Source organism: Mesorhizobium sp. WSM4815 (assembly GCF_055811575.1).
In genome coordinates this window covers 609,103-630,677 of sequence record NZ_JBVVQS010000102.1, presented here as the reverse complement: position 1 = coordinate 630,677, position 21,575 = coordinate 609,103, and the positions used below count along the sequence as shown (strand labels likewise).

Annotated in this window: 18 protein-coding genes and 1 pseudogene; 7 read left to right on the top strand and 12 right to left on the bottom strand. The window is 63.3% G+C overall.

Annotated elements, in window-relative coordinates; genetic code table 11:
- The first annotated feature begins 68 nt into the window (after positions 1-68).
- Positions 69-602, top strand: coding sequence for a DUF2380 domain-containing protein (locus AC0L2B_RS31755; RefSeq protein WP_473748152.1), 534 nt, complete (start codon positions 69-71; stop codon positions 600-602).
- A gap of 76 nt (positions 603-678) precedes the next feature.
- On the opposite strand, the gene AC0L2B_RS31750 is transcribed toward AC0L2B_RS31755, so the two are convergent.
- Genes AC0L2B_RS31750 through AC0L2B_RS31730 form a run of 5 tightly spaced genes read right to left on the bottom strand, consistent with a single transcriptional unit; the run spans position 679 to position 5,961 of the window.
- On the bottom strand, positions 679-1,509 hold the full coding sequence (locus AC0L2B_RS31750; protein WP_473748151.1) for a dipeptide ABC transporter ATP-binding protein: 831 nt from the start codon (positions 1,507-1,509) through the stop codon (positions 679-681).
- Positions 1,506-2,381, bottom strand: coding sequence for an ABC transporter ATP-binding protein (locus AC0L2B_RS31745; protein ID WP_287050970.1), 876 nt, complete (start codon positions 2,379-2,381; stop codon positions 1,506-1,508). Before AC0L2B_RS31745 ends, AC0L2B_RS31750 begins: the two co-directional genes overlap by 4 nt.
- A 2-nt stretch (positions 2,382-2,383) precedes the next feature.
- Positions 2,384-3,301: an ABC transporter permease subunit gene (locus tag AC0L2B_RS31740; RefSeq protein WP_473620729.1), complete on the bottom strand. Its 918-nt coding sequence runs from the start codon at positions 3,299-3,301 to the stop codon at positions 2,384-2,386.
- A 1-nt stretch (position 3,302) separates the two neighbouring features.
- On the bottom strand, positions 3,303-4,310 hold the full coding sequence (locus tag AC0L2B_RS31735; RefSeq protein WP_023802897.1) for an ABC transporter permease subunit: 1,008 nt from the start codon (positions 4,308-4,310) through the stop codon (positions 3,303-3,305).
- Positions 4,311-4,368: 58 nt separating this feature from the next.
- On the bottom strand, positions 4,369-5,961 hold the full coding sequence (locus AC0L2B_RS31730; RefSeq protein WP_023802896.1) for an ABC transporter substrate-binding protein: 1,593 nt from the start codon (positions 5,959-5,961) through the stop codon (positions 4,369-4,371).
- Between the two features lie 429 nt (positions 5,962-6,390).
- Between AC0L2B_RS31730 and AC0L2B_RS31725 the strand changes: the two genes are divergently transcribed.
- Positions 6,391-8,361, top strand: a complete 1,971-nt coding sequence (locus tag AC0L2B_RS31725; RefSeq protein ID WP_473748150.1) for a long-chain-fatty-acid--CoA ligase — start codon at positions 6,391-6,393, stop codon at positions 8,359-8,361.
- Positions 8,362-8,389: 28 nt separating this feature from the next.
- On the top strand, positions 8,390-9,151 hold the full coding sequence (locus AC0L2B_RS31720; protein WP_473748149.1) for a class I SAM-dependent methyltransferase: 762 nt from the start codon (positions 8,390-8,392) through the stop codon (positions 9,149-9,151).
- Here AC0L2B_RS31720 and AC0L2B_RS31715 read toward each other — a convergent pair.
- Together AC0L2B_RS31715 and pgi are read right to left on the bottom strand one after the other, a co-directional pair.
- Positions 9,135-9,857: an HAD family hydrolase gene (locus tag AC0L2B_RS31715; protein WP_128244426.1), complete on the bottom strand. Its 723-nt coding sequence runs from the start codon at positions 9,855-9,857 to the stop codon at positions 9,135-9,137. The genes AC0L2B_RS31720 and AC0L2B_RS31715 overlap by 17 nt on opposite strands.
- A gap of 5 nt (positions 9,858-9,862) precedes the next feature.
- On the bottom strand, positions 9,863-11,506 hold the full coding sequence (gene pgi, locus AC0L2B_RS31710) for a glucose-6-phosphate isomerase (protein WP_473748148.1): 1,644 nt from the start codon (positions 11,504-11,506) through the stop codon (positions 9,863-9,865).
- A gap of 322 nt (positions 11,507-11,828) precedes the next feature.
- Between pgi and pdxR the strand changes: the two genes are divergently transcribed.
- Together pdxR and AC0L2B_RS31700 are read left to right on the top strand one after the other, a co-directional pair.
- The gene (gene pdxR / locus AC0L2B_RS31705) at positions 11,829-13,322 is read left to right on the top strand and encodes a MocR-like pyridoxine biosynthesis transcription factor PdxR (protein ID WP_077377077.1); all 1,494 of its coding nucleotides are present in this window, start codon (positions 11,829-11,831) and stop codon (positions 13,320-13,322) included.
- Between the two features lie 195 nt (positions 13,323-13,517).
- Complete coding sequence (locus AC0L2B_RS31700; protein ID WP_473748147.1) at positions 13,518-15,107, top strand: trimethylamine methyltransferase family protein; 1,590 nt, start codon at positions 13,518-13,520, stop codon at positions 15,105-15,107.
- Between the two features lie 146 nt (positions 15,108-15,253).
- Here AC0L2B_RS31700 and AC0L2B_RS31695 read toward each other — a convergent pair.
- From AC0L2B_RS31695 to AC0L2B_RS31680, 4 genes and pseudogenes are all read right to left on the bottom strand, one after another.
- A pseudogene (locus AC0L2B_RS31695) lies at positions 15,254-15,510 on the bottom strand (GIY-YIG nuclease family protein).
- A gap of 256 nt (positions 15,511-15,766) precedes the next feature.
- The gene (locus tag AC0L2B_RS31690; protein ID WP_473748146.1) at positions 15,767-16,165 is read right to left on the bottom strand and encodes a hypothetical protein; all 399 of its coding nucleotides are present in this window, start codon (positions 16,163-16,165) and stop codon (positions 15,767-15,769) included.
- A 55-nt stretch (positions 16,166-16,220) separates the two neighbouring features.
- Positions 16,221-17,648: a chromate efflux transporter gene (chrA, locus tag AC0L2B_RS31685; protein ID WP_473748278.1), complete on the bottom strand. Its 1,428-nt coding sequence runs from the start codon at positions 17,646-17,648 to the stop codon at positions 16,221-16,223.
- Complete coding sequence (locus AC0L2B_RS31680; protein ID WP_473748145.1) at positions 17,645-18,463, bottom strand: chromate resistance protein ChrB domain-containing protein; 819 nt, start codon at positions 18,461-18,463, stop codon at positions 17,645-17,647. The genes chrA and AC0L2B_RS31680 overlap by 4 nt, the downstream gene beginning before the upstream one ends.
- A gap of 187 nt (positions 18,464-18,650) precedes the next feature.
- Between AC0L2B_RS31680 and AC0L2B_RS31675 the strand changes: the two genes are divergently transcribed.
- Positions 18,651-19,070, top strand: coding sequence for a GFA family protein (locus AC0L2B_RS31675; protein WP_473748144.1), 420 nt, complete (start codon positions 18,651-18,653; stop codon positions 19,068-19,070).
- A gap of 60 nt (positions 19,071-19,130) precedes the next feature.
- Here AC0L2B_RS31675 and AC0L2B_RS31670 read toward each other — a convergent pair whose 3' ends face one another.
- Positions 19,131-20,936: an IlvD/Edd family dehydratase gene (locus AC0L2B_RS31670; RefSeq protein ID WP_473748143.1), complete on the bottom strand. Its 1,806-nt coding sequence runs from the start codon at positions 20,934-20,936 to the stop codon at positions 19,131-19,133.
- Positions 20,937-21,093: 157 nt separating this feature from the next.
- On the opposite strand from AC0L2B_RS31670, the gene AC0L2B_RS31665 reads away from it, so the two are divergent.
- Positions 21,094-21,555 carry an SRPBCC family protein gene (locus AC0L2B_RS31665; RefSeq protein ID WP_091592917.1) on the top strand — a complete coding sequence of 154 codons (462 nt, stop codon included), beginning with the start codon at positions 21,094-21,096 and terminating at the stop codon, positions 21,553-21,555.
- Positions 21,556-21,575: the final 20 nt, after the last annotated feature.

The window sequence follows — 21,575 nt, the reverse complement described above, 5'->3', positions numbered from 1 at the left end:
CAACAGCGCGAAGAGACAAATCGGCACCGTCATTGGGATGGGTATCGTCCTAACCTCGGAGAAACGAGATGCTCAAGGTGCAAAGTGCGGAAGTTCGATTTCGACTTTTTGAGTGTGGACAATTTTTCCTGATCCTGATGGGCGCTGGTCTACTTGCGCCGGCCGCTTTTGCCGATGTCGTCGAGCCAGCGACCCTCGCCGTCGCGGATTTCGAGTTCAGGGATACATCAGACGAAGTCAGGGACCAGACCGCCGAACACGAAGCGCGACTGAAGGCATTTGGCGTTGCGTTGCAGGATGGCCTTTCGGAGAAGATCAAGCTCGTCGCGTTACCCTGTCAGGCAGAACAGTGCACCATCAAGGACCCCGGCCTTGTCGATCTCTCGAAAAAGGCAAAAACAGCCAGCGCGAAATATCTCCGGATCGGTCAGGTGCACAAGATGAGCACGCTGGTCGGCTGGGTGAAGTTTGCAGTGCTGGATTTGAGCAACAACAAACCTGTCTGCGATCGATACCTGACTTACCGGGGAGATACCGACGAAGCATGGCGGCGAGCAGCAGAGTTCACGGCGCGTGACGTCGAGAAGCACTGCATTCCGTAGGAATCGCGGTCGCTGTAGCCTTTGATCGGCCGGCGCCCTGAACCTCAGCATGGGCTGGGGTACCGCAACTGCGGCGTCAGGCGGCCTTCTTCTTCGCCAGCCTCGCCTTGATGCTGGCGACGTCGGCGCGCGGCGTCGCCGCAAACAGCGTCTTGGTGTAGCTGTGCTTGGGGTCGGCAAAGACCTCGTCGCGCGAGCCGTATTCGACGGCCTCGCCGTAATACATGACCATCACCTCGTCGGCGATGTAGCGCACCACCGACAGGTCGTGGCTGATGAAGACATAGGTCAGCTCGAACTCGTCCTGCAGGTCGGCGAGCAGGTTGAGCACCTGCGCCTGCACCGACAGATCGAGCGCCGAGACCGGCTCGTCGAGCACCAAAAGGCTCGGATTGAGCATCAGCGCGCGGGCAATGGCGATGCGCTGGCGCTGGCCGCCCGAGAACATGTGCGGATAGCGGTTGTAGTGCTCCGGTCCAAGGCCGACCTTCTTCAGCATCTTCATGGCGAGATCGCGCCGTTCGTCGGCTGGCGTGTCGGTGTTGATGAGCAGCGGCTCGCCCAGCACGTCGCCGATCTTCTGGCGCGGATTGAGCGAACCATAGGGGTTCTGGAAGACGATCTGCACCTTGCGACGCATCTCCTTCGTCAGCCCATTTTTGGCGATGTCGACCTTGTTGCCGTCGATGAAGAGCTCGCCCGCTGTCGCGGGATCGATCAGGGTTATGATACGTGCGAGCGTTGACTTGCCGCAGCCGCTTTCGCCGACGATGGCCAGCGTCTTGCCCTTTTCAACGCTGAACGAAACGCCCTTGACCGCGTGCACCGTGCGCGAGGGACGAAACAGGCCGCCGCCGACATGGTAGTCGCGCACGATGTTCTTGCCTTCGAGAACCGTCACGCTCATGACGCGGCTCCCGTTGCAGGCCCGCTTCCAGCAGCAGACGGAGCCGGTTCGAACAGCATGTCGGAAATGGTCGGCAGCCGGTCGCCGACGGCGTTTTCCGGCAGCGCCGACAGCAGCGCCCGCGTGTAGTTGCTCTTCGGCTGCTCGAACAGCGACAGAACGTCGGCCTCTTCCATCTTGCGGCCCTTGTACTGGACGATGACGCGGTCGGCGGTCTCGGCCACGACGCCCATATTGTGGGTGATCATGATCAGGCCCATGCCGTATTTGGCCTGCAAGCCGACCAAAAGGTCGAGAATCTGCTTCTGGATGGTGACGTCGAGCGCGGTCGTCGGCTCATCGGCGATCAGCAGCTTCGGATTGCAGGCGATGGCGATGGCGATCATGACGCGCTGGCACTGGCCGCCCGACATCTGGTGCGGGAATGAGTTCAGCCGCTCTTCCGGATCGGCGATGCCGACCAGCTTCATCAGTTCGATGGCACGGGCCCGGCGCTGGGCGCGGTCCATGCCCAAATGGAAGCGCAGCACCTCCTCGATCTGGAAACCAGCGGTGAAGCACGGGTTGAGGCTGGCGATCGGCTCCTGGAAGATCATCGAGATGTCCTTGCCGACGATCTTGCGGCGCTCGGACGGGCTGAGCTCAAGCAGGTCGATGCCGTCGAAGGCCATGCGATCGGCCTTTACCGTCGCCGTGTTCGGCAACAGCCCCATCACCGCCAGCATCGCCACCGATTTGCCGGAGCCGGATTCGCCGACGATCGCCAGCACCTCGCGCGGCTCGATCGACAGGTCGATGCCTTGCACGGCCATGAACGGTCCGGCGGCGGTATCAAACGACACGGTGAGGTTCTTGATGTCGAGAAGAGGCATGGTCACGACCTCTTCAGCTTGGGGTCGAAGGCATCGCGCAGGCCATCGCCGATCAGGTTGATGGCGAGCACCGTGATCAGGATGGCAAGGCCGGGGAAGGTCACCACCCATGGCGCGCGCAGGATGAACTCGCGCGCCGTGGCCAGCATGGTGCCCCATTCCGGGGTTGGCGGCTGCGCGCCGACGCCAAGGAAGCCAAGAGCCGCGGCCTCGAGAATGGCGTTGGAGAAGGACAGCGTCGCCTGCACGATCAGCGGCGCCATGCAGTTCGGCAGGATCGTCTTCACCATCAGCCTGAGATGGCTGGCACCGGCCACCTTGGCTGAGATCACATATTCGCGGTTCTTTTCGGCCATCACCGCCGCACGGGTGAGCCGCGCGAAATGCGGCTGCAGCACCAGCGCGATCGCCAGCATGGCGTTGAACAGGCCGGGTCCGAGGATCGCCACCAGAACGAGGGCAAGCAGCAGCGACGGGAAGGCCAGGATGACGTCCATGACGCGCATGATCAGCGTATCGACCCAGCCGCGGAAATAGCCGGCGAGCACGCCGAGGACGATACCGCTGGTCAGCGAGAAAACAACGACGACCAGACCGATGAACAGCGAGAACCGAGCCCCGAAAATCAGCCGCGAAAGCATGTCGCGGCCAACGGCGTCGGTGCCGAGCAGGAACATCGATCTGCCGCCCTCCTGCCAGGCCGGCGGCGCCAGCAGCGCATCGCGGAACTGTTCGTCAGGCGAATGCGGCGCGACCAACGGCGCGAAGATCGCCACCAGCACCAGCGCAGTGAACACGACCAGGCCGATGACGGCGCCGGTGTTCATCGAGTAGTAATGCCAGAACTCGGTGAAGGCGCGTTGCCGGCCGCCGGTCGGAATGGAGGCGGCGGTGGCTTCTGCCGTGGTTTGGTCGGTCATCTCACTGCACCCGGATACGTGGGTTGATGACGGCGTAGAGCACGTCGACGATCAGGTTCACCGCCATGACGATCAGCGCGATGATCAGCAAGCCGCTCTGGACGACAACATAGTCGCGCTTGGCGATCGCGTCGATCATCCACTTGCCGATACCGGGCCAGGAAAAGATCGTTTCGGTCAGGATGGCGCCCGCCATCAGCGTGCCGACCTGCAGGCCGATGGTGGTGACGACGGGGATCAGCGCATTGCGAAAAGCGTGGAGCCCGATGACGCGACGCGGCGCCAGGCCCTTGGCCCGGGCGGTACGGACGTAGTCTTCGCCCAGCACCTCCAGCATCGCCGACCGCGTCTGGCGCGCTATGACGGCGAGCGGGATCGTCGCCAGCACGATCGCCGGCAGGACAAGATGACTGGCGGCGGACCTGAAAGCGCCGCTCTTGCCGGAGATCAGGCTGTCGATCAGCATGAACCCTGTCGTCGGCTTGAAGAAATATTGAAGGCCGATGCGGCCGGAAACCGGCGTCCAGCCGAGATAGCCGGAGAAGAAGATGATGAGCAGCAGTCCCCACCAGAAGATCGGCATCGAATAGCCGGTCAGCGCCACGCCCATCGTCGCCTGGTCGAACCAGGATCCGCGCTTGACCGCGGCGAAGATGCCGGCGGGAATGCCGATGAGAACGGCGATGATCAGCGCGATCGTCGCCAGTTCCAGCGTCGCCGGAAACAGCGCCTGGAATTCACCGAGCACCGGCCGCTTGGTGGCGAGCGATATGCCGAAGTCGCCGGTCAGGACCCTGCCGATATACTCCAGATACTGGACGACATAAGGCCGGTTGTAACCAAACCGCTCGACAAGTTCGGCGTAGCGTTCCGGGCTGACGCCGCGCTCGCCGGCCAGGGCCGTGATCGGGTCGCCCGGCAAAAGCCGGACGAAAGCGAACGCCGCCAGCGATATGCCGAACACGGTCGGGATGATCAAGGCGAGCTTGTGGAGGAGATAGCGGAGCATCTTGCTTCATAGAACGGCGGCGCTTTAAGTCCAGCGTCGCCGTTCTATTTCTCAGCAGTTATTCGGCGACGTCGACGCCGTCAAACCGATGAATGCCGAGCGGATCCATGACGAAGCCCGTAACTTTCTTGTTCATCGGCATGAAGACCTTGGAATGGGCGATGGTCAGCCACGGCGCCTCACGCTTGAACACGACCTGAGCCTCCTCGTAGATCTTGGTGCGCTCGGCGACATCCGTGGTCGCCTTGCCCTTCTGCAGCAGGGCTTCGAACTCCTGGTTGCACCAGATCGCATAGTTGGACTGGCCGATGGCATCGCAGCCGAGCAGGAACAGGAAGTTGTCCGGGTCGCCGTTGTCGCCGGTCCAGCCGAGCTGGAAGGCCCCGTCACGGTCCTTCTGCTTGCCGCGTTCGCGATACTCGGTCCATTCGTAGCTGACGATCTCGGCCTTCACGCCGATCTTGGCGTAGTCGGCCTGGATCAGTTCCGCGACCCGTTGGGCATTCGGATTGTACGGGCGGCTGACCGGCATTGCCCAGATCTTCATCGACAGATCCGTGACGCCGGCATCAGTCAGCATCTTCTTGGCCGCGTCGGGATCGTACGGATCGTCCTTGACCTCCTTGTTATAGGACCACATCGTCGGCGGGATCGGGTTTATCGCCGCCTGGCCAGCGCCCTGATAGACGGCATCGAGAATGGCCTGCTTGTTGACGGCCATGTTGAGGGCCTTGCGGACCTCGACCTTGTCGAAGGGCGCCTGCGTCGTGTTGTAGGCCATGTAGCCGATGTTCAGGCCTTCCTGCTCGTCGACCTTGAGGTTCGGGTCGGCTTTCAGGCCGGCAATGTCGGCCGGCGCCGGGTACGACATGATATCGCACTCGCCCGCCTTCAGCTTCTGCGCGCGCACGGCCGGATCGGTGGTGATGGCAAAGATCAGATCGTCGATCTTCTGGCGGCCGCCATAGTAGCCGTCCCATGCCGCATAGCGGATGACCGCGTCGACCTGGTAGTCGACGAACTGGAACGGACCGGTGCCGATCGGCTTCTGGGTGAATTGCTGCCTGGTGCCAGCCTTGTCGAGCTGGTCGGCATATTCCTTGGAGACGATCGAAGCGAAATCCATGCCGAGATCCGGCAGAAAAGCGACCTCAGGTTTGTTCAGCACGAACTTCACCGTCAGGTCGTCGACCTTGACGATTTCCTTGAGAAGATCCGGGAAGCCCATGCCGGCAAAATATTCCCAGCCGGTGCCTGCCAGATAGTCGAACCACGGGTTTTCCTTCTTCCACTGGCGCTCGAAGGAGAAGATCACGTCGTCGGCGTTGAGATCGCGCGTCGGCGTGAAGTAGTCGGTGGTCTGGAACTTCACGCCCGGCCGAAGCTTGAACGTGTATTCGAGACCGTCGTCGGAAACCGTCCAGCTCTCGGCGAGGCCAGGCGTGATGGTGGTCTTGCCGTGTTCGAACTCGACCAGGCGCGAATAGATAGTTCGCGACGACGCGTCGAAATCGTTGCCACCGCTCCACGGCGACGGGTCGAAGCCGGCCGGCGACGCCTCCGAGCAGTAGACCAGCTGCTTGGCATTGGCCATGCCGCCGAGGACGCTTGCGGCCAGCAACGCGGCCGCAAAAGTCAGTTTCTTTTTCATGGAGGACTCCCTGATGTTCTTCCAAGCCCCTCTATCAGGCTCGCGAAGCGCGCATATAAGCACCGTTTTTCCGGCTTTGGAACACCCCGTTTGCCTACCCCATGGGAAGCAGAATTTCTTTCTTCGGGCTCGCCGAAAGCGAGAATGAAATGTCAAAACTCATCGATCACGATATTGTTAACGACTGCATTTTTTTATCATCTTCAGCGCATCCGACGGTGAGCAACCGCCGCCTTCGCCGTGTCATTGGCACGGGACGATTTCTTCCCACCTTGCCGCAGGGGCAGACTTGCACGGCTGCCGATAGTCGCAATACATAGATGACAGGCTGGATTTCCTGGATGCCGGCAGCAGCGGAGGACGTCTCTGTCATTCGGAGGCGACGCGGCGAGCAGGCAGAGACAATAAGAACAATCGAGGGAGGGACGAGTGGCAAAAACACCAAAGACGACGGCACCAGCGACAGCCAAGGCCAAACCTGCTGCGCAACCGGCTAGCCCCGACAAGCCCCCGACAAGCCAAGGGCCAAAGACGCCGACGGCCAAAACCAAGCCGAAGGCGGCCGCGGTGTCCACCAAGACCAATGTATCCGCGAAGACCAATGTATCGCCGAAGCCTGGCGCGAAGCCCGCCGCCGTCAAACCGGCGGCGAAGGCGGCACCGACAGCGGCTGCATCGGCGTCAAACCCAGGTCCGGCCACAAGGCTGCCGAATGTGGTTGCCGCCGGATTGCCGGAAAAACCCTGGCTCAAAAGCTATCCAAAAGTCGTTCCGGCCGAGATCGGCGCTCTGCCCTTCGGCTCCATCGGCGATCTGCTCGCCGACGTCTGCAAGCAGTACGCCAGCCGGCCCGCCTTTACCTGCATGGGCAAGACCATCACCTACGTGGAAGTCGAGCGGCAATCGGCCGCCTTCGGCGCCTATCTGCAATCGACGGGACTGCCGAAAGGCGCACGCGTGGCGCTGATGATGCCGAACGTCCTGCAATATCCGGTGGCGATGATGGCAGTGCTGCGCGCCGGCTATGTCGTGGTCAACGTCAACCCGCTCTACACGCCGCGCGAGCTGGAACATCAGCTCAAGGATTCCGGCGCGCAAGCCATCGTCATTCTCGAGAATTTCGCCAGCACCTTGCAGGCGGTGATCGCCAATACGGCGGTCAAGCATGTCGTGGTCGCGGCGATGGGCGACATGCTTGGCGGCCTGAAGGGGACGATCGTCAATCTCGTCGTGCGCCGCGTGAAGAAGATGGTGCCGGCCTGGTCGCTGCCGGGCCATGTCAAGTTCAATGCCGCGTTGAAGGCAGCCGCCGGCATGAATTTCAAGCCGGTGCATGTCGCTGCCGACGACGTCGCCTTCCTGCAATATACCGGCGGCACCACCGGCATTTCGAAGGGCGCGGTGCTGCTGCACAGCAACGTGCTGGCCAACGTGGCGCAGAACGCGCTGTGGATCGAGGACGCCTTCACGGTCAAGCCGAAGCCGGCGCATCTCAATTTCATCTGCGCGTTGCCGCTCTATCATATCTTCGCGCTGACGGTGAACGCACTGATGGGCATGCAACTGGGCGGCCAGAACATACTCATTCCCAATCCGCGCGACATTCCCGGCTTCGTCAAGCAACTCGGCAAATACCCGATTCACATCTTTCCAGGCCTCAACACGCTGTTCAACGCGCTGCTCAATAATGAGGATTTCCGCAAGCTCGACTTCAAGCCGCTGATCCTGACGCTGGGTGGCGGCATGGCGGTGCAGAAGGGTGTCGCCGAACGCTGGAAGGCGTTGACCGGCTGCCCGGTCACCGAGGGCTACGGGCTTTCGGAAACCTCGCCGGTGGCCACCGCCAACACGTTCAGCGACGGCAACTTCACCGGGACGATCGGCTTGCCGCTGCCCTCGACCGAGATCGCCATCCGCGACGAAGACGGCAATGATTTGCCGCCCGGCGAAGTCGGCGAGATCTGCATCCGCGGACCGCAGGTGATGGCCGGTTACTGGAACCGGCCGGACGAGACCGCCAAGGTGATGACCAAGGACGGTTTCTTCAAGTCGGGCGACATGGGCTTCATGGACGAGCGCGGCTTCACCAAGATCGTCGACCGCAAGAAAGACATGATCCTTGTGTCCGGCTTCAACGTCTATCCGAACGAACTCGAGGAAGTGGTGGCGCTGCATCCGGGCGTGCTCGAAGTTGCCGCGATCGGCGTGCCGGACGAGCATTCAGGCGAAGTGCCGAAGCTCTTCGTCGTCAAGAAGGACCCGTTGCTGACCGCAGAGGTGCTGACAGTGTATTGCCGCGAGAACCTGACCGGTTACAAGCGGCCAAAATACATCGAGTTTCGGACCGAACTGCCGAAGACGCCGGTGGGCAAGATCCTGCGCCGGGCGTTGCGGGAATAGGAAGAATTTGGGCGGGAATAGGACAATTTTGGCCGATAGCCTTACTGTCGATGACGCGGCGGATACGCTTTCCCGTCCCGATCCGCTAACGTTCATCAAGGCGAACATGCGTATCGCCCCTGTTGCCGCGCTTCCCGAAATCCGGCTTTATGCAGCCCATCCAGCGAGCGGACTGTGGCGGCTGACGCGTCCACAAGGACGAGCAGCCGAGCCGGAAGAAGAAGCAAACGAAGCCGACGAGGATGGCCCCGAGCCGCAGCCTCCTTACTGGGCCTATGCCTGGGCCGGCGGCGCGGTGCTTGCCCGCTACATCCTCGATCGACCGGAGACCGTGGCTGGGCTTCGCGTGCTCGATCTCGGCGCCGGGTCTGGCCTCGTCGGTATCGCCGCGGCAAGGGCCGGCGCCAGCGCAGTGATTGCATCCGAGATCGACCGCAACGGCGTCGCCGCGCTCGGTCTCAATGCGGCGGCGAACGGCGTCGCAATCACGGTCGTCGGCGAGGACATCACCGCTGGTCCGCCGCCGCCAGTGGACGTCGTGGCAGCCGGCGACTTGTTTTACCGGCAAGATCTCGCCGACCGGGTCATCCCCTTCCTCGACCGCTGCCTGGTCGCCGGCATCAACGTGCTGATCGGCGACCCGGGCCGCGCCTACTTGCCCCGCTCGCGGCTTCACCTTCTGGCCGAATACCAGGTGCCGGATGTCGGCCAAGGCACAGCGACGAAGCCGAGCGGCGTCTTCTCGTTCGAGCCGGAGCAACTCGGAGGCGAGTTCAGATCGTCTCCTTGACCTTTGTCGAAAGAAAGTCGGGCAGATCGGCAACCGAATCCAGAATGACGTCGGCGATCTGCGACAGCGATTCCCGCGTGCCGGTGCCGGAAAGCACGCCAATCGCCAGACCGCAGCCGCCGGCCCGCGCCATCTCCAGATCGTGGCGATTGTCGCCGACCACGGCGATCGCGGCAGGCCTCAGGCCGGTCAGGTCCGAGAAGGCGAGGATCGTGTCGGGCGCCGGTTTCGGATTGGCCACCGCGTCGTAACCATAGGCGGCGTCGAACAGCTGCGCGACGCCCAGCGTCAGCAATGTCTTCTCCGCGCCAGTGGTCGAATCGTTGGTGGCGACGCCGAGCCGGTAGGATTTCCTGTGAAGAACGCCAAGCGTCTCGACGATGCCCGGCAGCGCCACCGCCATCGACGAGCCCTGCACCGACGTGATCTCGTTGAAGCGGGCGACGGCAAGCATCTGGTCTTCATCCGACAGTCGCGGAAACCAAAGCTCGACGACATCCATGTTGGTGCCGGAGGCAAAGATGGAATCGGGCTTGAAGCGTTTGGTGGCGAAATCGTAGCCCGCCGCGGCAAGCAGCCTGTCGGCCTTCCAGCGGTCGCCCTCCGCCGCATCCATCGCCATGAAATCGGCAACGCCGAGCCACGTCGCGTTGAAGTCGACAAGGGTGCCGTCCTTGTCGAACAATATTCCCTTGATCTCGGCCAAGCCGCTTACTCCGATCCGCGCAATCGATGGATGTGTCCCACCAGTCCGGCAGTCGAAGCGTCCCGCTTTGCGGCATTCTCCTTGCCTTCCACGACAGGCAGCAGCCCGGTCGCCAGTTCCTTGCCCAGCTCGACGCCCCACTGGTCGAAGGAATTGATGTTGAAGAGCGTGCCTTCGACGAAGACGCGGTGCTCATAGAGCGCGATCAGCCGTCCGAACGTATGCGGATCGAGTTGTCTGTAGAGGATCGTCACCGAGGGCCGGTTGCCGGAGAAGACGCGATGCGGGGCGATCCTGTCGACCTCGGCGGGCGCCATGCCCTTTGCCAGCATCTGCGCACGCGCTTCCTCCAGCGTGCGGCCCTTCATGAACGCCTCCGACTGCGCCAGGCAGTTGGCGAGCAACAGGTCGTGGTGATGCTTGAGATCCGGCTCATGACCGATGGCTGCGGCGAGGAATTCGACCGGAATGAAATCGGTGCCCTGGTGCAGCAACTGGAAGAAGGCGTGCTGGCCGTTGGTGCCGGGCTCGCCCCAGACCAGCGGGCCGGTCGGCGTCGTGACAGCGCCGCCGTCGAGGGTGACGCTCTTGCCGTTCGATTCCATATCGAGCTGCTGCAGATAGGCCGGCAGCCTGGACAGGCGCTGGTCGTAGGGAATGACGGCGCGGGCGGGGTATTGGCAGATCACCCGATGCCACCAGCCGATCAGCCCCATCAGCGCCGGCAGGTTGCTGGCCAGCGGCGCCGTCTGGAAATGTTCGTCCATCGCATGCGCGCCATCGAGAAAGGCGCGAAAGTTCTTCGGGCCGACGGCGATCATCACCGGCAGGCCGATCGCGCCCCACACCGAATAGCGTCCGCCGACCCAGTCCCAGAAGCCGAAGACGCGGTCGGACGCAATGCCGAACTTGGCCACCAGGTCGAGCGCCGTCGAGACGGCGGCGAAATGCTTGCCGACCGCTTCCTTGCCGAGCGCCTTCTGCACCCATTCTCGCGCCGTCTCGGCATTGGTCATCGTCTCGATCGTGGTGAAGGTCTTGGAAGCAACGATGAACAGCGTGGTTTCGGCGGAGAGGCCCTTCAGCGTGTCGTGGATATGGGCGCCGTCGATGTTCGACACGTAATGCGTGCGCGGCCCGTCGTGATAGGGCGCCAGCGCCAGCGTCGCCATGGCCGGGCCAAGGTCGGACCCGCCGATGCCGATGTTGACGATGTCGGTGATCTTCTTGCCGGTGGCGCCGGCCGCCTTGCCGGAGCGCACGGCATCGGCGAAGCCGCCCATCGCATCGAGCACGGCGACAACCTCCGCCTTCACGTCCTGGCCGTCGAGCACGATGCCCTTGCCGTTCAGGTTGCGCAGCGCGGTGTGCAGCACGGCGCGGCCTTCGGTGACGTTGATCTTCTTGCCCGAGAACATCGCCGTGCGCCGGCCTTCGAGATCCGCGGCTGCCGCCAGCTGCTCGAGCAGATCCATCGTCTGCGCATCGACCGCGCATTTCGACCAGTCGAGCAGCAGGTCGCCGTCGGTGGCGGAGAATTTTTCGAAGCGCTGCGGATCGGCGGCGAAGGCCTCGCGCATGCTGCCCGATTTGGCCGGACGGTGATCGCGCAGGGCGTCGAGCTGTTTCTGAAAGGACGATTGATCCACTGCCTCACTCCGAGCCTTGAATTGCCAACATAACAGACCGGGTGTTTCCGGCGCGTGTCGTCGCGGCGAACTATCTAGCCGAAATCCACCGGTTTCAATGCGCCGCGATGACGCGTTGCGTCAGGCAGCGATGACGCAAGACGTCACGCGGGGGATGGCGCCTTGCGTCAGGCAGCGGGATGACGCTTTGCGTCACCCTTGGGAAGGATCACTGGCGTAAATCCCAGTGATCAGAAAAATTGATTGGCGCAACTCCTTGTGCCACCGGTACATTCGACTGGTCCAGCCAGGTGAAAAAGGCTGGCCATCGAGGAACATCCCCATGCCACAGCGAAACGACACGGCCATATGGTCCGGCCTGTTCCGGATTTCGGCGGAATCCGGCCAGACCCTGCAGGCGCAGATCCGCCAAGCGATCGTCGCCGCCATCCTCGACCGGCAAATCGCCGCTTCGATGCCGCTTCCGTCCTGCCGGATCCTGGCCGAGAAACTCGGCGTGGCGCGCGGCACCGTGGTGCTGGCCTTCCAGCAGCTCGTCGACCAGGGTTTTCTGGTGGCGCGCGAACGGCGCGGCCATTTCGTCAATCCGGACGTGCTGGCGACGCCGGCCAAACCGCACCAGAAGGCGCCAGACCAAGCCAACGAGATCGACTGGAAGGCGCGCCGGCAGATCGCGGCCAGCGACATGCCGCCGCCGGCCAAGCACGACAACTGGATCAAGTCGTCCTACCCCTTCGTCTACGGCCAGTTCGATCCGGCACTGTTCCCGACCGCCGAGTGGCGCGAGTGCAACCGCATGGCGCTCGCCGTGCTCGAGATCCGCAATTGGGCGTCCGACATGGTTGACCGCGACGATCCGCTTTTGATCGAGCAGATCCAGGCGCGGCTGTTGCCGCGGCGCGGCATCTTCGCCAATCCCGATGAGATCATCGTCACGCTCGGCGCGCAGAACGCGCTCTACATGCTGGCGACATTGCTGATGACCAAGGGCTCCAAGGTGGCCATGGAAGACCCCGGCTATCCCGACGCACGCTCGATCTTCCGGCTGGCGGGTGCCGACGTCGCACCGGTCCCGGTCGACCATTCCGGCATTGTAACCGCTTCTATTCCCAGCGATTCCGGCTTCGTCTTCGTGACTCCCAGCCACCATTGCCCGACCATGGTGCCGCTGTCGGCGGAGCGCCGGCAGGACCTGCTGGCGCGCGCCAACCGCCACAACCAGATCATCATCGAGGACGGCTATGACAGCCAGCTTCTGGACGAGGCGCCGCAGCAGGCGCTGAAGAGCCTCGACCGTTCCGGCCGCGTCATCTATGTCGGCTCGATGTCGAAGACGCTGGCTCCGGGCCTTAGGCTCGGCTACATCGTCGCCTCGGCCGGGCTGATCTCCGAGCTTCGCGCGCTGCGCCGCTTCATGCTGCGTCATCCGCCGGCCAACAACCAGCGCGCGGTCGCGCTGTTCCTGTCGCTTGGCCATCACGAGGCGCTGGTGCGGCGGCTGTCGAGCGCCTTCGACGAACGGCGCAAGCGTCTGATCCATGCGATTTCCGCCTTCCTGCCGGAGTGGCGCTCGACCGATTCCGCCGGTGGCGCGTCGCTCTGGCTCGAAGGGCCGCGCGGCACCGATTCGCGCGGGCTGGCCGAGGCCGCCGCCTCGCGCAGTGTCATCATCGAGCCCGGCGACCGCTTCTTCGACCGCACCGAAAAGCCGTCGCGCTTCATGCGGCTCGGCATCTCCTCGATCGCGCTGCAGCACATCGAGCCCGGCATCCGCGAACTGGCGACGGCGGCCGGGCGCAGGCCGGCCGCGGCTTGAAGCCTCGGCCTGGCCGGCACCGGCCACCGTTGTTTAGCCCCCTGGCATATGCGACGGAACCCTCTGGCTCATAGGCTGTGCCAATGCCGACGGCATAGTTCGAGGGATAAGGGGACGAAGCGGACGATGGTGGACCAACCACCTGGTGGACCAACCACCGCCGCCCGCTTCGCAGCTAAAGGTGGAGTGCCTCCCATGTCAGTGGCTGTTGAGAAGCCGGACACGCCCTCGGACCAGCGTTCGCGGCGTTCCGGCGGGCGCGAAGCGCGTCGCGCCATGCGGGCAGCACCCCTTGCCGACGATATCAAGCCGGTGCGCGCAGGCCTTGAAGGCGGAAGCTACGGACCGCTCAGCGAAAACGACCGCGAGCGCATTCACGAAGCGGTGCTGACGCTGCTTGAGACGGTCGGCTTCGCCAATGCCATCCCATCCTGCATCGAGGCGCTGACCGAGGCCGGCGCCACGCTCAGCGAGGACGGCCGCATTCGTTTTCCGCGCGCGCTCGTCCTCGACACCATCAGACGAGCGGCACGCCATTTCACCCTGCATGGCCAGGATCCCAAGCACGACATGCTGATCCAGGGCAAGCGCGTGCATTACGGCACGGCGGGCGCCGCGGTGCATCTGGTCGACGTCGAGAAGCGCTGTTATCGCGAGTCGCTGCTGCAGGACATCTATGACGCGGCGCGCATCGTTGAAGGGCTCGACAACATCCATTTCTTCCAGCGGCCGATGGTGCCGCGCGACATTCCCGATCCGCTCGACATGGATTTCAACACGCTTTACGCCTGCGTGATGGGCACGTCGAAGCATGTCGGCACATCGTTCACGGTGCGCGAGAACGTCAAGCCGGCGCTCGACATGCTCTATGCGATTGCCGGCGGCGAAGAGAATTTTCGCGCCCGGCCTTTCGTCTCCAATTCGAACTGTTTTGTCGTGCCGCCGATGAAATTTGCCGAGGATGCCTGCGGCGTGCTCGAGGCCTGCGTCGAAGGCGGCATTCCGATCCTGCTGCTGTCGGCCGGCCAGGCGGGCGCCACGGCGCCGGCGGCGATCGCCGGTGCGGTGGTGCAAGCGGTGGCCGAAGTGCTCGCCGGCCTCGTCTATGTCAACGCCATCAAGCCGGGGCATCCGGCGATCTTCGGCACCTGGCCGTTCGTCTCCGACCTCAGGACCGGCGCCATGTCCGGCGGCTCGGCCGAGCAAGCGGTGCTGACCGCTGCCTGCGCCCAGATGGCGCAATTCTACGACCTGCCGGGCGGTTCGGCCGCCGGCATGACGGACTCGAAACTGCCCGACATTCAGTCCGGTTACGAAAAGGGCATCACCGATGTGATGGCCGGCCTTGCCGGCCTCAACCTCGTCTACGAATCGGCCGGCATGCACGCCTCGCTGCTCGGCTTTTGCCTGGAAAGCCTGATCATCGACAACGACATGCTCGGCCATTGCCTGCGCTGCGTGCGCGGCATCGAGGTGACCGATGAGTCGCTGTCGATAGACACCATCGCCGACGTCTGCCTGAAGGGGCCGGGTCATTACCTCGGCAACGAGCAGACACTGCGGCTGATGCAGACGGAATATTTCTATCCGGCGGTCGGCGACCGCTTTTCGCCGAAGGAATGGAACGAGAAAGGCAGGCCTGACATCCTGCAGCGGGCGATCATCGAGAAGAAACGCATCCTCGCCGAGCGCTTCCCGCGCCACGTGCCGAAGCCGGTCGACGACAAGTTGCGGGCTCGCTTCGGCAATCTGATCCAACTGCCGCGCAGCGGCATGGGCGGCTGAAGACGGTTCCCGTCAAACGGTCAGAGCCTAATCCATCCCGACCCTTCGTCATCCTAGGTCGAAGCAAGGAGCGAAGCGACGCGGCGCAGAACCTAGGATCCATGCCGTTACGCCAGCCGAAGATTGCAGCGGAGCAGAACCGAATGCTACCCTCCGGTCCCGCAAAAAAGCTCGAACCACTCCGGATTGGTCTTCTCAATCAACTCTATCTTCCACTGGCGCAGCCAGCGCTTCAGCGACTTCTCGCGCTGGATGGCATCGCGAATGTCGAATTATTCTTCGTACCAGACTAGGCGTTGCACGCCGTAGCGGCTGGTGAAGCGCGAGCCTTCGCCGGACTTGTGCTCCGGCATGCGATGGTGCCACGCTTCTGGCTCGCGGTCATATAGGCATAGCCGGGCATTGGGGAAAGGTAACTGCCACCGTTGCGGATGCAAGCGCCGTTCTGGTCCGTTGCATTCTTCGGCTGATGTCACGGAATGGATCCCAGGGTCTCCGCCGCGTCGCTTCGCTCCTTGCTTCGCCCTGGGATGACGAAGACGTGGTGGCTTATGGCTAATCGCAAACCCTCGAGATTGGCACGAGGAGATCGGTCGGCGGCAACCATCACAGCCTCCTTTCAGGCTCAGTCAAAGAACCAAATCCTCTGTGCAGAGGAACTAGTCGGCGCTCAACCCGTAGCGGTCGACGACCTCGCCACTGATCAGCTTGGCATGCAGCGTCATCAGTATGATTTGCGCATCGAAGCTGTCGCCGGCCTCGAGTGCCGCCTCGAGCCGGCGCTCCGCATCCAGCCTATGTCGAAGGCCGTTGGATTGCTCGAATGCTTCCGGCCCGGCAATACAATAGCCAAGCAGCTGCGCCACCGGCGGATAGGCCTGTGGCGGCGGCTCGTCGGACCAGTGGCCCTTCATCAGATTGACGATGGTGAGCTTTGCTCCTTCCGGCACAAGGGCGGGATGAAGGTCGACGCCGCGTAGCGCGGCGTCGAGTTGCCTGAGGTCGCCTGAGCGGCCGAACATTCCAAGGAAGCCTAAGGAGGAGCGCCGTTTCGCCATGATGTTCCTATCCGAATGCCCGAAACCGCAGCGAAGCGCCGGCCGCAGGGAGCCGCTAACCGCTCGCCGCCAGCAACAAAACACCGGCGAGGGCCGATCCCGCAAGCGTCGGCAGCATGCCGATCTTCAGCTTCAGGATGGCGATCATTGCAGCACACGACAGCAGCGCCGCACCCCAGTCGATGGACGAGAACACCGGCACGTCCATGCCAAGCCCGACTTTGCGCACCTCGCCGAAAATGACATGCAAGCCGAACCACAAAGCGAGGTTCATGATGACGCCGACGACGGCAGCGGTGATCGCGCCCAGCGCCGCCGACAGCGCCTTGTTGCCGCGCAGGGATTCGATATAGGGGGCGCCGAGGAATATCCAGAAGAAGCAAGGCGTGAACGTCGCCCACAAGGTGAGCATCGCCCCAAGCGATCCGGCAAGCAACGGGCTCAACGATCCGGATTGGCGGAACGCGGCCAGAAAGCCGACGAACTGCAGGACCAGAATGAGCGGGCCGGGCGTGGTTTCGGCAAGCCCGAGGCCATCGACCATCTCACCGGGGGCGAGCCAGCCGAACGACTCGACCGCTGCCTGCGCGACATAGGCAAGGACTGCGTAGGCGCCGCCGAAGGTGACGACCGCCATGACGCTGAAGAAGCCGCCGATCTGCGTCCACACACTGGCGGACCCGGTGAACGCCCAGATCAGCAGCATCGGCCCGAGCCAGATCGGCAGCCAGATCGCGACGGTGCGCGGCGCATGCCATCGCGTCGGCCTGACGTGGGCCAGCTCGCCGCGCTCGAACATCAGGTCGACCGCGCCCTTGATGTCGGGAACCGCGTCCTTGCCGTGCGCCGCGCCGGAAAAAAGCGCCGGCGCAACACGATTGCCAATCCAGCCCGCCAGGCCGGCAAGCAGGATGATGAGCGGAAACGGCATGTTCAATGCATAGATGGCGATGAAGGCGGCGAGCGCGATCGAAACCATGACCCGGTTCTTCAGGGCACGACGTCCGATCCGGATCATCGCCTCGATCACGATGGCGAGCACGGCCGCCTTTACCCCGAAAAACAGTGCCTCGACGAGCGGAGCGTCGCCATACAGCGCATAGAGGATGCTCAAGGTGAGCATCACAAGCGCGCCCGGCGCGACGAACAGGATGCCGGCGACCAGGCCGCCGATCGTCCGGTGCAGCAGCCAGCCGATATAGATGGCGAGTTGCTGGGCTTCAGGGCCGGGCAGCAGCATGCAGTAGTTCAACGCATGCAGGAAACGTTGCTCGCCGATCCAACGCCGTTCCTCAACCAATTCCCTGTGCATGAGCGCGATCTGGCCGGCCGGCCCGCCGAAGCTGAGCAGGCCGATTTTCGCCCAGAGTTTCACGCCTTCACGGAAGCTTGGCGCAGCCGGCGCTTCGACGATCTCGGCCGTCTTTCCCAAAGCCCCCGTTTTGTCAGAAGCCCCCGTTTTGTCAGAAGCCGGGGCGCTCATGATGGCTTGCTCGCGCTTGGCCAATTGTGCGTCTCCTCGGTGGCATCGCGGCACCATCGGAAAAACGCGTCGTAGAGCAGCATGCCTGCCTCCAGCTGTTCCAGGTCGTCGCGAAACATGCGCGACAGGCCAAGCGAGGCGGCCAGGAATCCGGCTGCCTGGGGAACCAAATCGAGGCGTGCGGTATCGGCGGCGCGCACTATCATGGCCAGGCGGTCGAGCGCCTCGGATTCGAGCCCGAACTCTTCGATCATCGTATCGAAGGTGCAGCGTTCGCCCCGGTGAGTCCAGAACACATTGTCGATGTCGAAAGGCACGGCCTGAAAGCGGTCCGCAACGGCCGACACTTCGGCCGCCTCGACAAAGAGGAAGACCGCGCCCGAATCGATGAAGCGCCTGATCAGCCAGGGGCAGGCGATGCGATCGACCTTCGGGCGGGCCCGTGTCACCCACACGGTGCGGCCCCTTTCGTCGCGGGGCGGTATCTTGCCGGCATCGATCAAAGGCCCCTTGGCATCGCGCCAGGCCTCGAACCCGCCTTCGAGGGATTCGGCGGCAATGCCTTCATGCCGCAGCCATGCGGCCACGCCTTGCGAGAGCTTTTGCCCTTTTTGGCAGACGACCGTCACTCGGCTGCCGGCGAATTCGGATGCCCAGGTCGACACGGTTTTGAAATCACGCCGGTTTGAGGCCGGCAGCAGGCGCGGATCAGCGCTGTAATCCTCTTCGATGCGAACATCGATGATCGCGGGTGCGCCCGGCAGACCAATCAGACGGGACAGTTGCGGTACGGTGATAGCGGTTGTCGACGGCATGGCGTCCACCTCCTTGAGAGAGAAGCTTGGACGCGAACGTTGGGCTGACGCCTCACGGGGTCGTCGCGATGCACCCCTTGCCATGATCGTGGATTTGTCGCGCCCGCTTGTCAAGCGCCATGCCTGGAGCAAAGGATGCTCTGGCTCCGGCGGGCGGCGGGGCCAGGACACGTTTGGGAGGAAACCCATGAAAAAGACCTATCACGGCAGTTGCCATTGCGGTGCGGTGCATTTCGAAGCCGAAATCGACCTCACTGAGGGCATCCGCAAATGCAATTGCAGCTTCTGCTGGAAACTCGGCTACCGGAAATCCTTCGCCGCCTATGAGGCCGTGCGGGTGACGGATGGCCGCGACCGGATGCGGGAGTACAAGGCGACGCCGTCGAACTGGCCGGAAGGCGACATCAACCACTATATGTGCCCGAACTGCGGCGCGAATTTTCTCTCGCGCGGCTATCTGGATTTCATGGGCGGGAATTTCTGGGCGGTGAACGTCGCCTGCCTCGACGACGTCACCGAAGAGGAACTCGCCGCAGCCCCAATCGTCTACGAGGACGGCAAGCACGACAGGCAGGACCAGACGCCGGAGATCACCGGCTATCTATAGGCGCTGCTTGGGCGTGGCTCCCCCTTCTCCCCTTGTGGGAGAAGGCAAGAAAAGAGGCGTTCAGTGATTGTCCCGCGGCACGCCTGCGGTGTGCGCCACATCCTGGTATTTCACCGCGGGCTTCAGCACCATTCCTTCGGAGAACTGGTCGACCATGCCGCGCTGGATCTCCTGCCATGGGGTTTGGTGCTTGGGGTAGCGATAGCCGCCACTGTTCTGCAGCTCGGCGCGCCGGCGCGTAATCTCGTCATCGGTGACGAGAATGTCGGCAGTGCCCTTGCGCAGGTCGATGCGGACGCGGTCGCCGGTCTTCAACAGCGCCAGCCCGCCGCCTATGGCGGCTTCGGGCGAGGCGTTGAGGATCGACGGCGAGCCCGACGTGCCTGACTGGCGGCCGTCGCCGATGCAGGCCAGCGCATGGATGCCCTTCTTGATGAGATGGGCCGGCGGCTGCATGTTGACGACTTCGGCGCCGCCGGGATAACCGATCGGGCCGGCGCCACGCATGAACAGGATGGTGTGCTCGTCGATGCCTTGCGCCGGGTCGTCGATGCGGGCGTGGTAGTCCTCTGGCCCGTCGAAGACCATGGCGTTGCCCTCGAAGGCCTCGGGGTCGTTCGGGTTCGACAGATAGCGCTCGCGGAATTCGGGCGAGATGCCGCTGGTCTTCATGATCGCCGAATCGAACAGATTACCCCTAAGATTGATGAAACCGGCATTGTCCTTCAGCGGCTCGGCGACGGTGCGGATAACATCGAGATTCTCGTTGACGGCCGCGCTGCAATTGGCGCCGATCGTCTTGCCGTTGACCGTCATGGCGTCGGGATGAGGCAACAGCCCGGCCTTCATCAGTTCGGCCACCACCGCCGGCACACCGCCGGCATGGTGATAGTCCTCGCCGAGATACTCGCCCGACGGCTGCAGGTTGACAATGAGCGGTATCTTGAGGCCGACCGTCTGCCAATCGTCATTGTCGAGCGGCACGCCGAGATGGCGGGCGATGGCGTTGAGGTGGATCGGCGCGTTGGTCGAGCCGCCGATAGCCGAGTTGACGACGATGGCGTTCTCGAAGGCCTGGCGGGTCATGACGTCGGAGGGTTTCAAATCCTCACGCACCATGTCGACGATGCGTTTCCCCGTCTCATAGGCGATCTGGCCGCGCTCGCGGTAGGGCGCCGGAATGGCGGCCGAGCCCGGCAGCTGCATGCCAAGTGCCTCGGCCAACGAATTCATGGTGGTTGCGGTGCCCATGGTGTTGCAATAGCCGGTGGACGGCGCCGAGGAGGCGACGATGTCCATGAACTCGTCATAGCCGATCTCGCCGGCCGACAGGCGCTGGCGCGATTCCCAGACGATGGTGCCGGAGCCGGTGCGCTTGCCCTTGTGCCAGCCGTTGAGCATCGGGCCGACCGACAGCGCGATAGCCGGAATGTTGACGGTGGCAGCGGCCATCAGCAGGGCCGGCGTCGTCTTGTCGCAGCCGATGGTGAGCACGACGCCGTCGAGCGGATAGCCGTAGAGCACCTCGACCAGGCCGAGATAGGCGAGGTTGCGGTCGAGTGCGGCGGTCGGGCGTTTGCCCGTCTCCTGGATCGGGTGGCACGGGAACTCGAAAGGGATGCCGCCCATCGAGACGATGCCCTCGCGCACGCGCTTGGCCAGTTCGAGATGATGGCGGTTGCAGGGCGAAAGATCCGAGCCGGTCTGGGCGATGCCGATCAGCGGCTTGCCCGACATCAGTTCGGCACGCGTCAGCCCGTAATTCAGGTAGCGCTCGAGGTAAAGCGCCGTCATCCCCGGATTGTCGGGATTGTCGAACCACTCCTGCGAGCGAAATTTCTTTTTCTGCGTGGGGGCGCCGGCCATCATGGTCTCCGTATTTGTATGACAAATCGATATGACAACGCGCGAGAGCAGGCAAGAGGCACGCGCCATCCGATTCCGGACTTTGGTGCGATAGACATGCGTTTACCCCCACGCTAGACCGCATCGGGGCTTGTCAATTCGTATCCGGGAGATTTTGATGGCTTTGGTTATCGAAGGCGAGGAACGCATCGCCGCACCCCTGCAAAAGGTGTGGGAGGCGCTGAACGACCCGGACGTTCTGAGGCAGACCATTCCGGGCTGCCAGAGCCTTGAAAAGAAGTCGGACACCGAGATGGCGGCGACCGTGGTGGTCAAGATCGGCCCGATCAAGGCGACATTCAACGGCGAGGTGACGCTCAGGAATCTCAACCCGCCGCATTCCTACACCATCCAGGGCGAGGGCAAGGGCGGCATCGCCGGCTTCGCCAAGGGCGGCGCCGATGTGACGCTGACCGCCGATGGCCCGGAGGCGACGATCCTCAGATATGCGGCCAAGGCCGATGTCGGCGGCAAGATCGCCCAACTCGGCAGCCGGCTGATCGAATCGACATCGAAGAAACTGGCCGGACAGTTTTTTTCGAGTTTTGGCGAGAAAGTTGGCGGCTCCCCTCCCCCTTGAGGGAAGGGTGCCGCGCGAAG

Bases quoted from the DNA above. Each gene is read 5' to 3' on its own strand.
- AC0L2B_RS31755 (WP_473748152.1), top strand. From the start codon at position 69: ATGCTCAAGGTGCAAAGTGCGGAAGTTCGATTTCGACTTTTTGAGTGT.
- AC0L2B_RS31750 (WP_473748151.1), bottom strand. From the start codon at position 1,509: ATGAGCGTGACGGTTCTCGAAGGCAAGAACATCGTGCGCGACTACCAT.
- AC0L2B_RS31745 (WP_287050970.1), bottom strand. From the start codon at position 2,381: ATGCCTCTTCTCGACATCAAGAACCTCACCGTGTCGTTTGATACCGCC.
- AC0L2B_RS31740 (WP_473620729.1), bottom strand. From the start codon at position 3,301: ATGACCGACCAAACCACGGCAGAAGCCACCGCCGCCTCCATTCCGACC.
- AC0L2B_RS31735 (WP_023802897.1), bottom strand. From the start codon at position 4,310: ATGCTCCGCTATCTCCTCCACAAGCTCGCCTTGATCATCCCGACCGTG.
- AC0L2B_RS31730 (WP_023802896.1), bottom strand. From the start codon at position 5,961: ATGAAAAAGAAACTGACTTTTGCGGCCGCGTTGCTGGCCGCAAGCGTC.
- pdxR (WP_077377077.1), top strand. From the start codon at position 11,829: ATGCCACAGCGAAACGACACGGCCATATGGTCCGGCCTGTTCCGGATT.
- AC0L2B_RS31700 (WP_473748147.1), top strand. From the start codon at position 13,518: ATGTCAGTGGCTGTTGAGAAGCCGGACACGCCCTCGGACCAGCGTTCG.
- AC0L2B_RS31690 (WP_473748146.1), bottom strand. From the start codon at position 16,165: ATGGCGAAACGGCGCTCCTCCTTAGGCTTCCTTGGAATGTTCGGCCGC.
- chrA (WP_473748278.1), bottom strand. From the start codon at position 17,648: ATGAGCGCCCCGGCTTCTGACAAAACGGGGGCTTCTGACAAAACGGGG.
- AC0L2B_RS31680 (WP_473748145.1), bottom strand. From the start codon at position 18,463: ATGCCGTCGACAACCGCTATCACCGTACCGCAACTGTCCCGTCTGATT.
- AC0L2B_RS31675 (WP_473748144.1), top strand. From the start codon at position 18,651: ATGAAAAAGACCTATCACGGCAGTTGCCATTGCGGTGCGGTGCATTTC.
- AC0L2B_RS31670 (WP_473748143.1), bottom strand. From the start codon at position 20,936: ATGGCCGGCGCCCCCACGCAGAAAAAGAAATTTCGCTCGCAGGAGTGG.
- AC0L2B_RS31665 (WP_091592917.1), top strand. From the start codon at position 21,094: ATGGCTTTGGTTATCGAAGGCGAGGAACGCATCGCCGCACCCCTGCAA.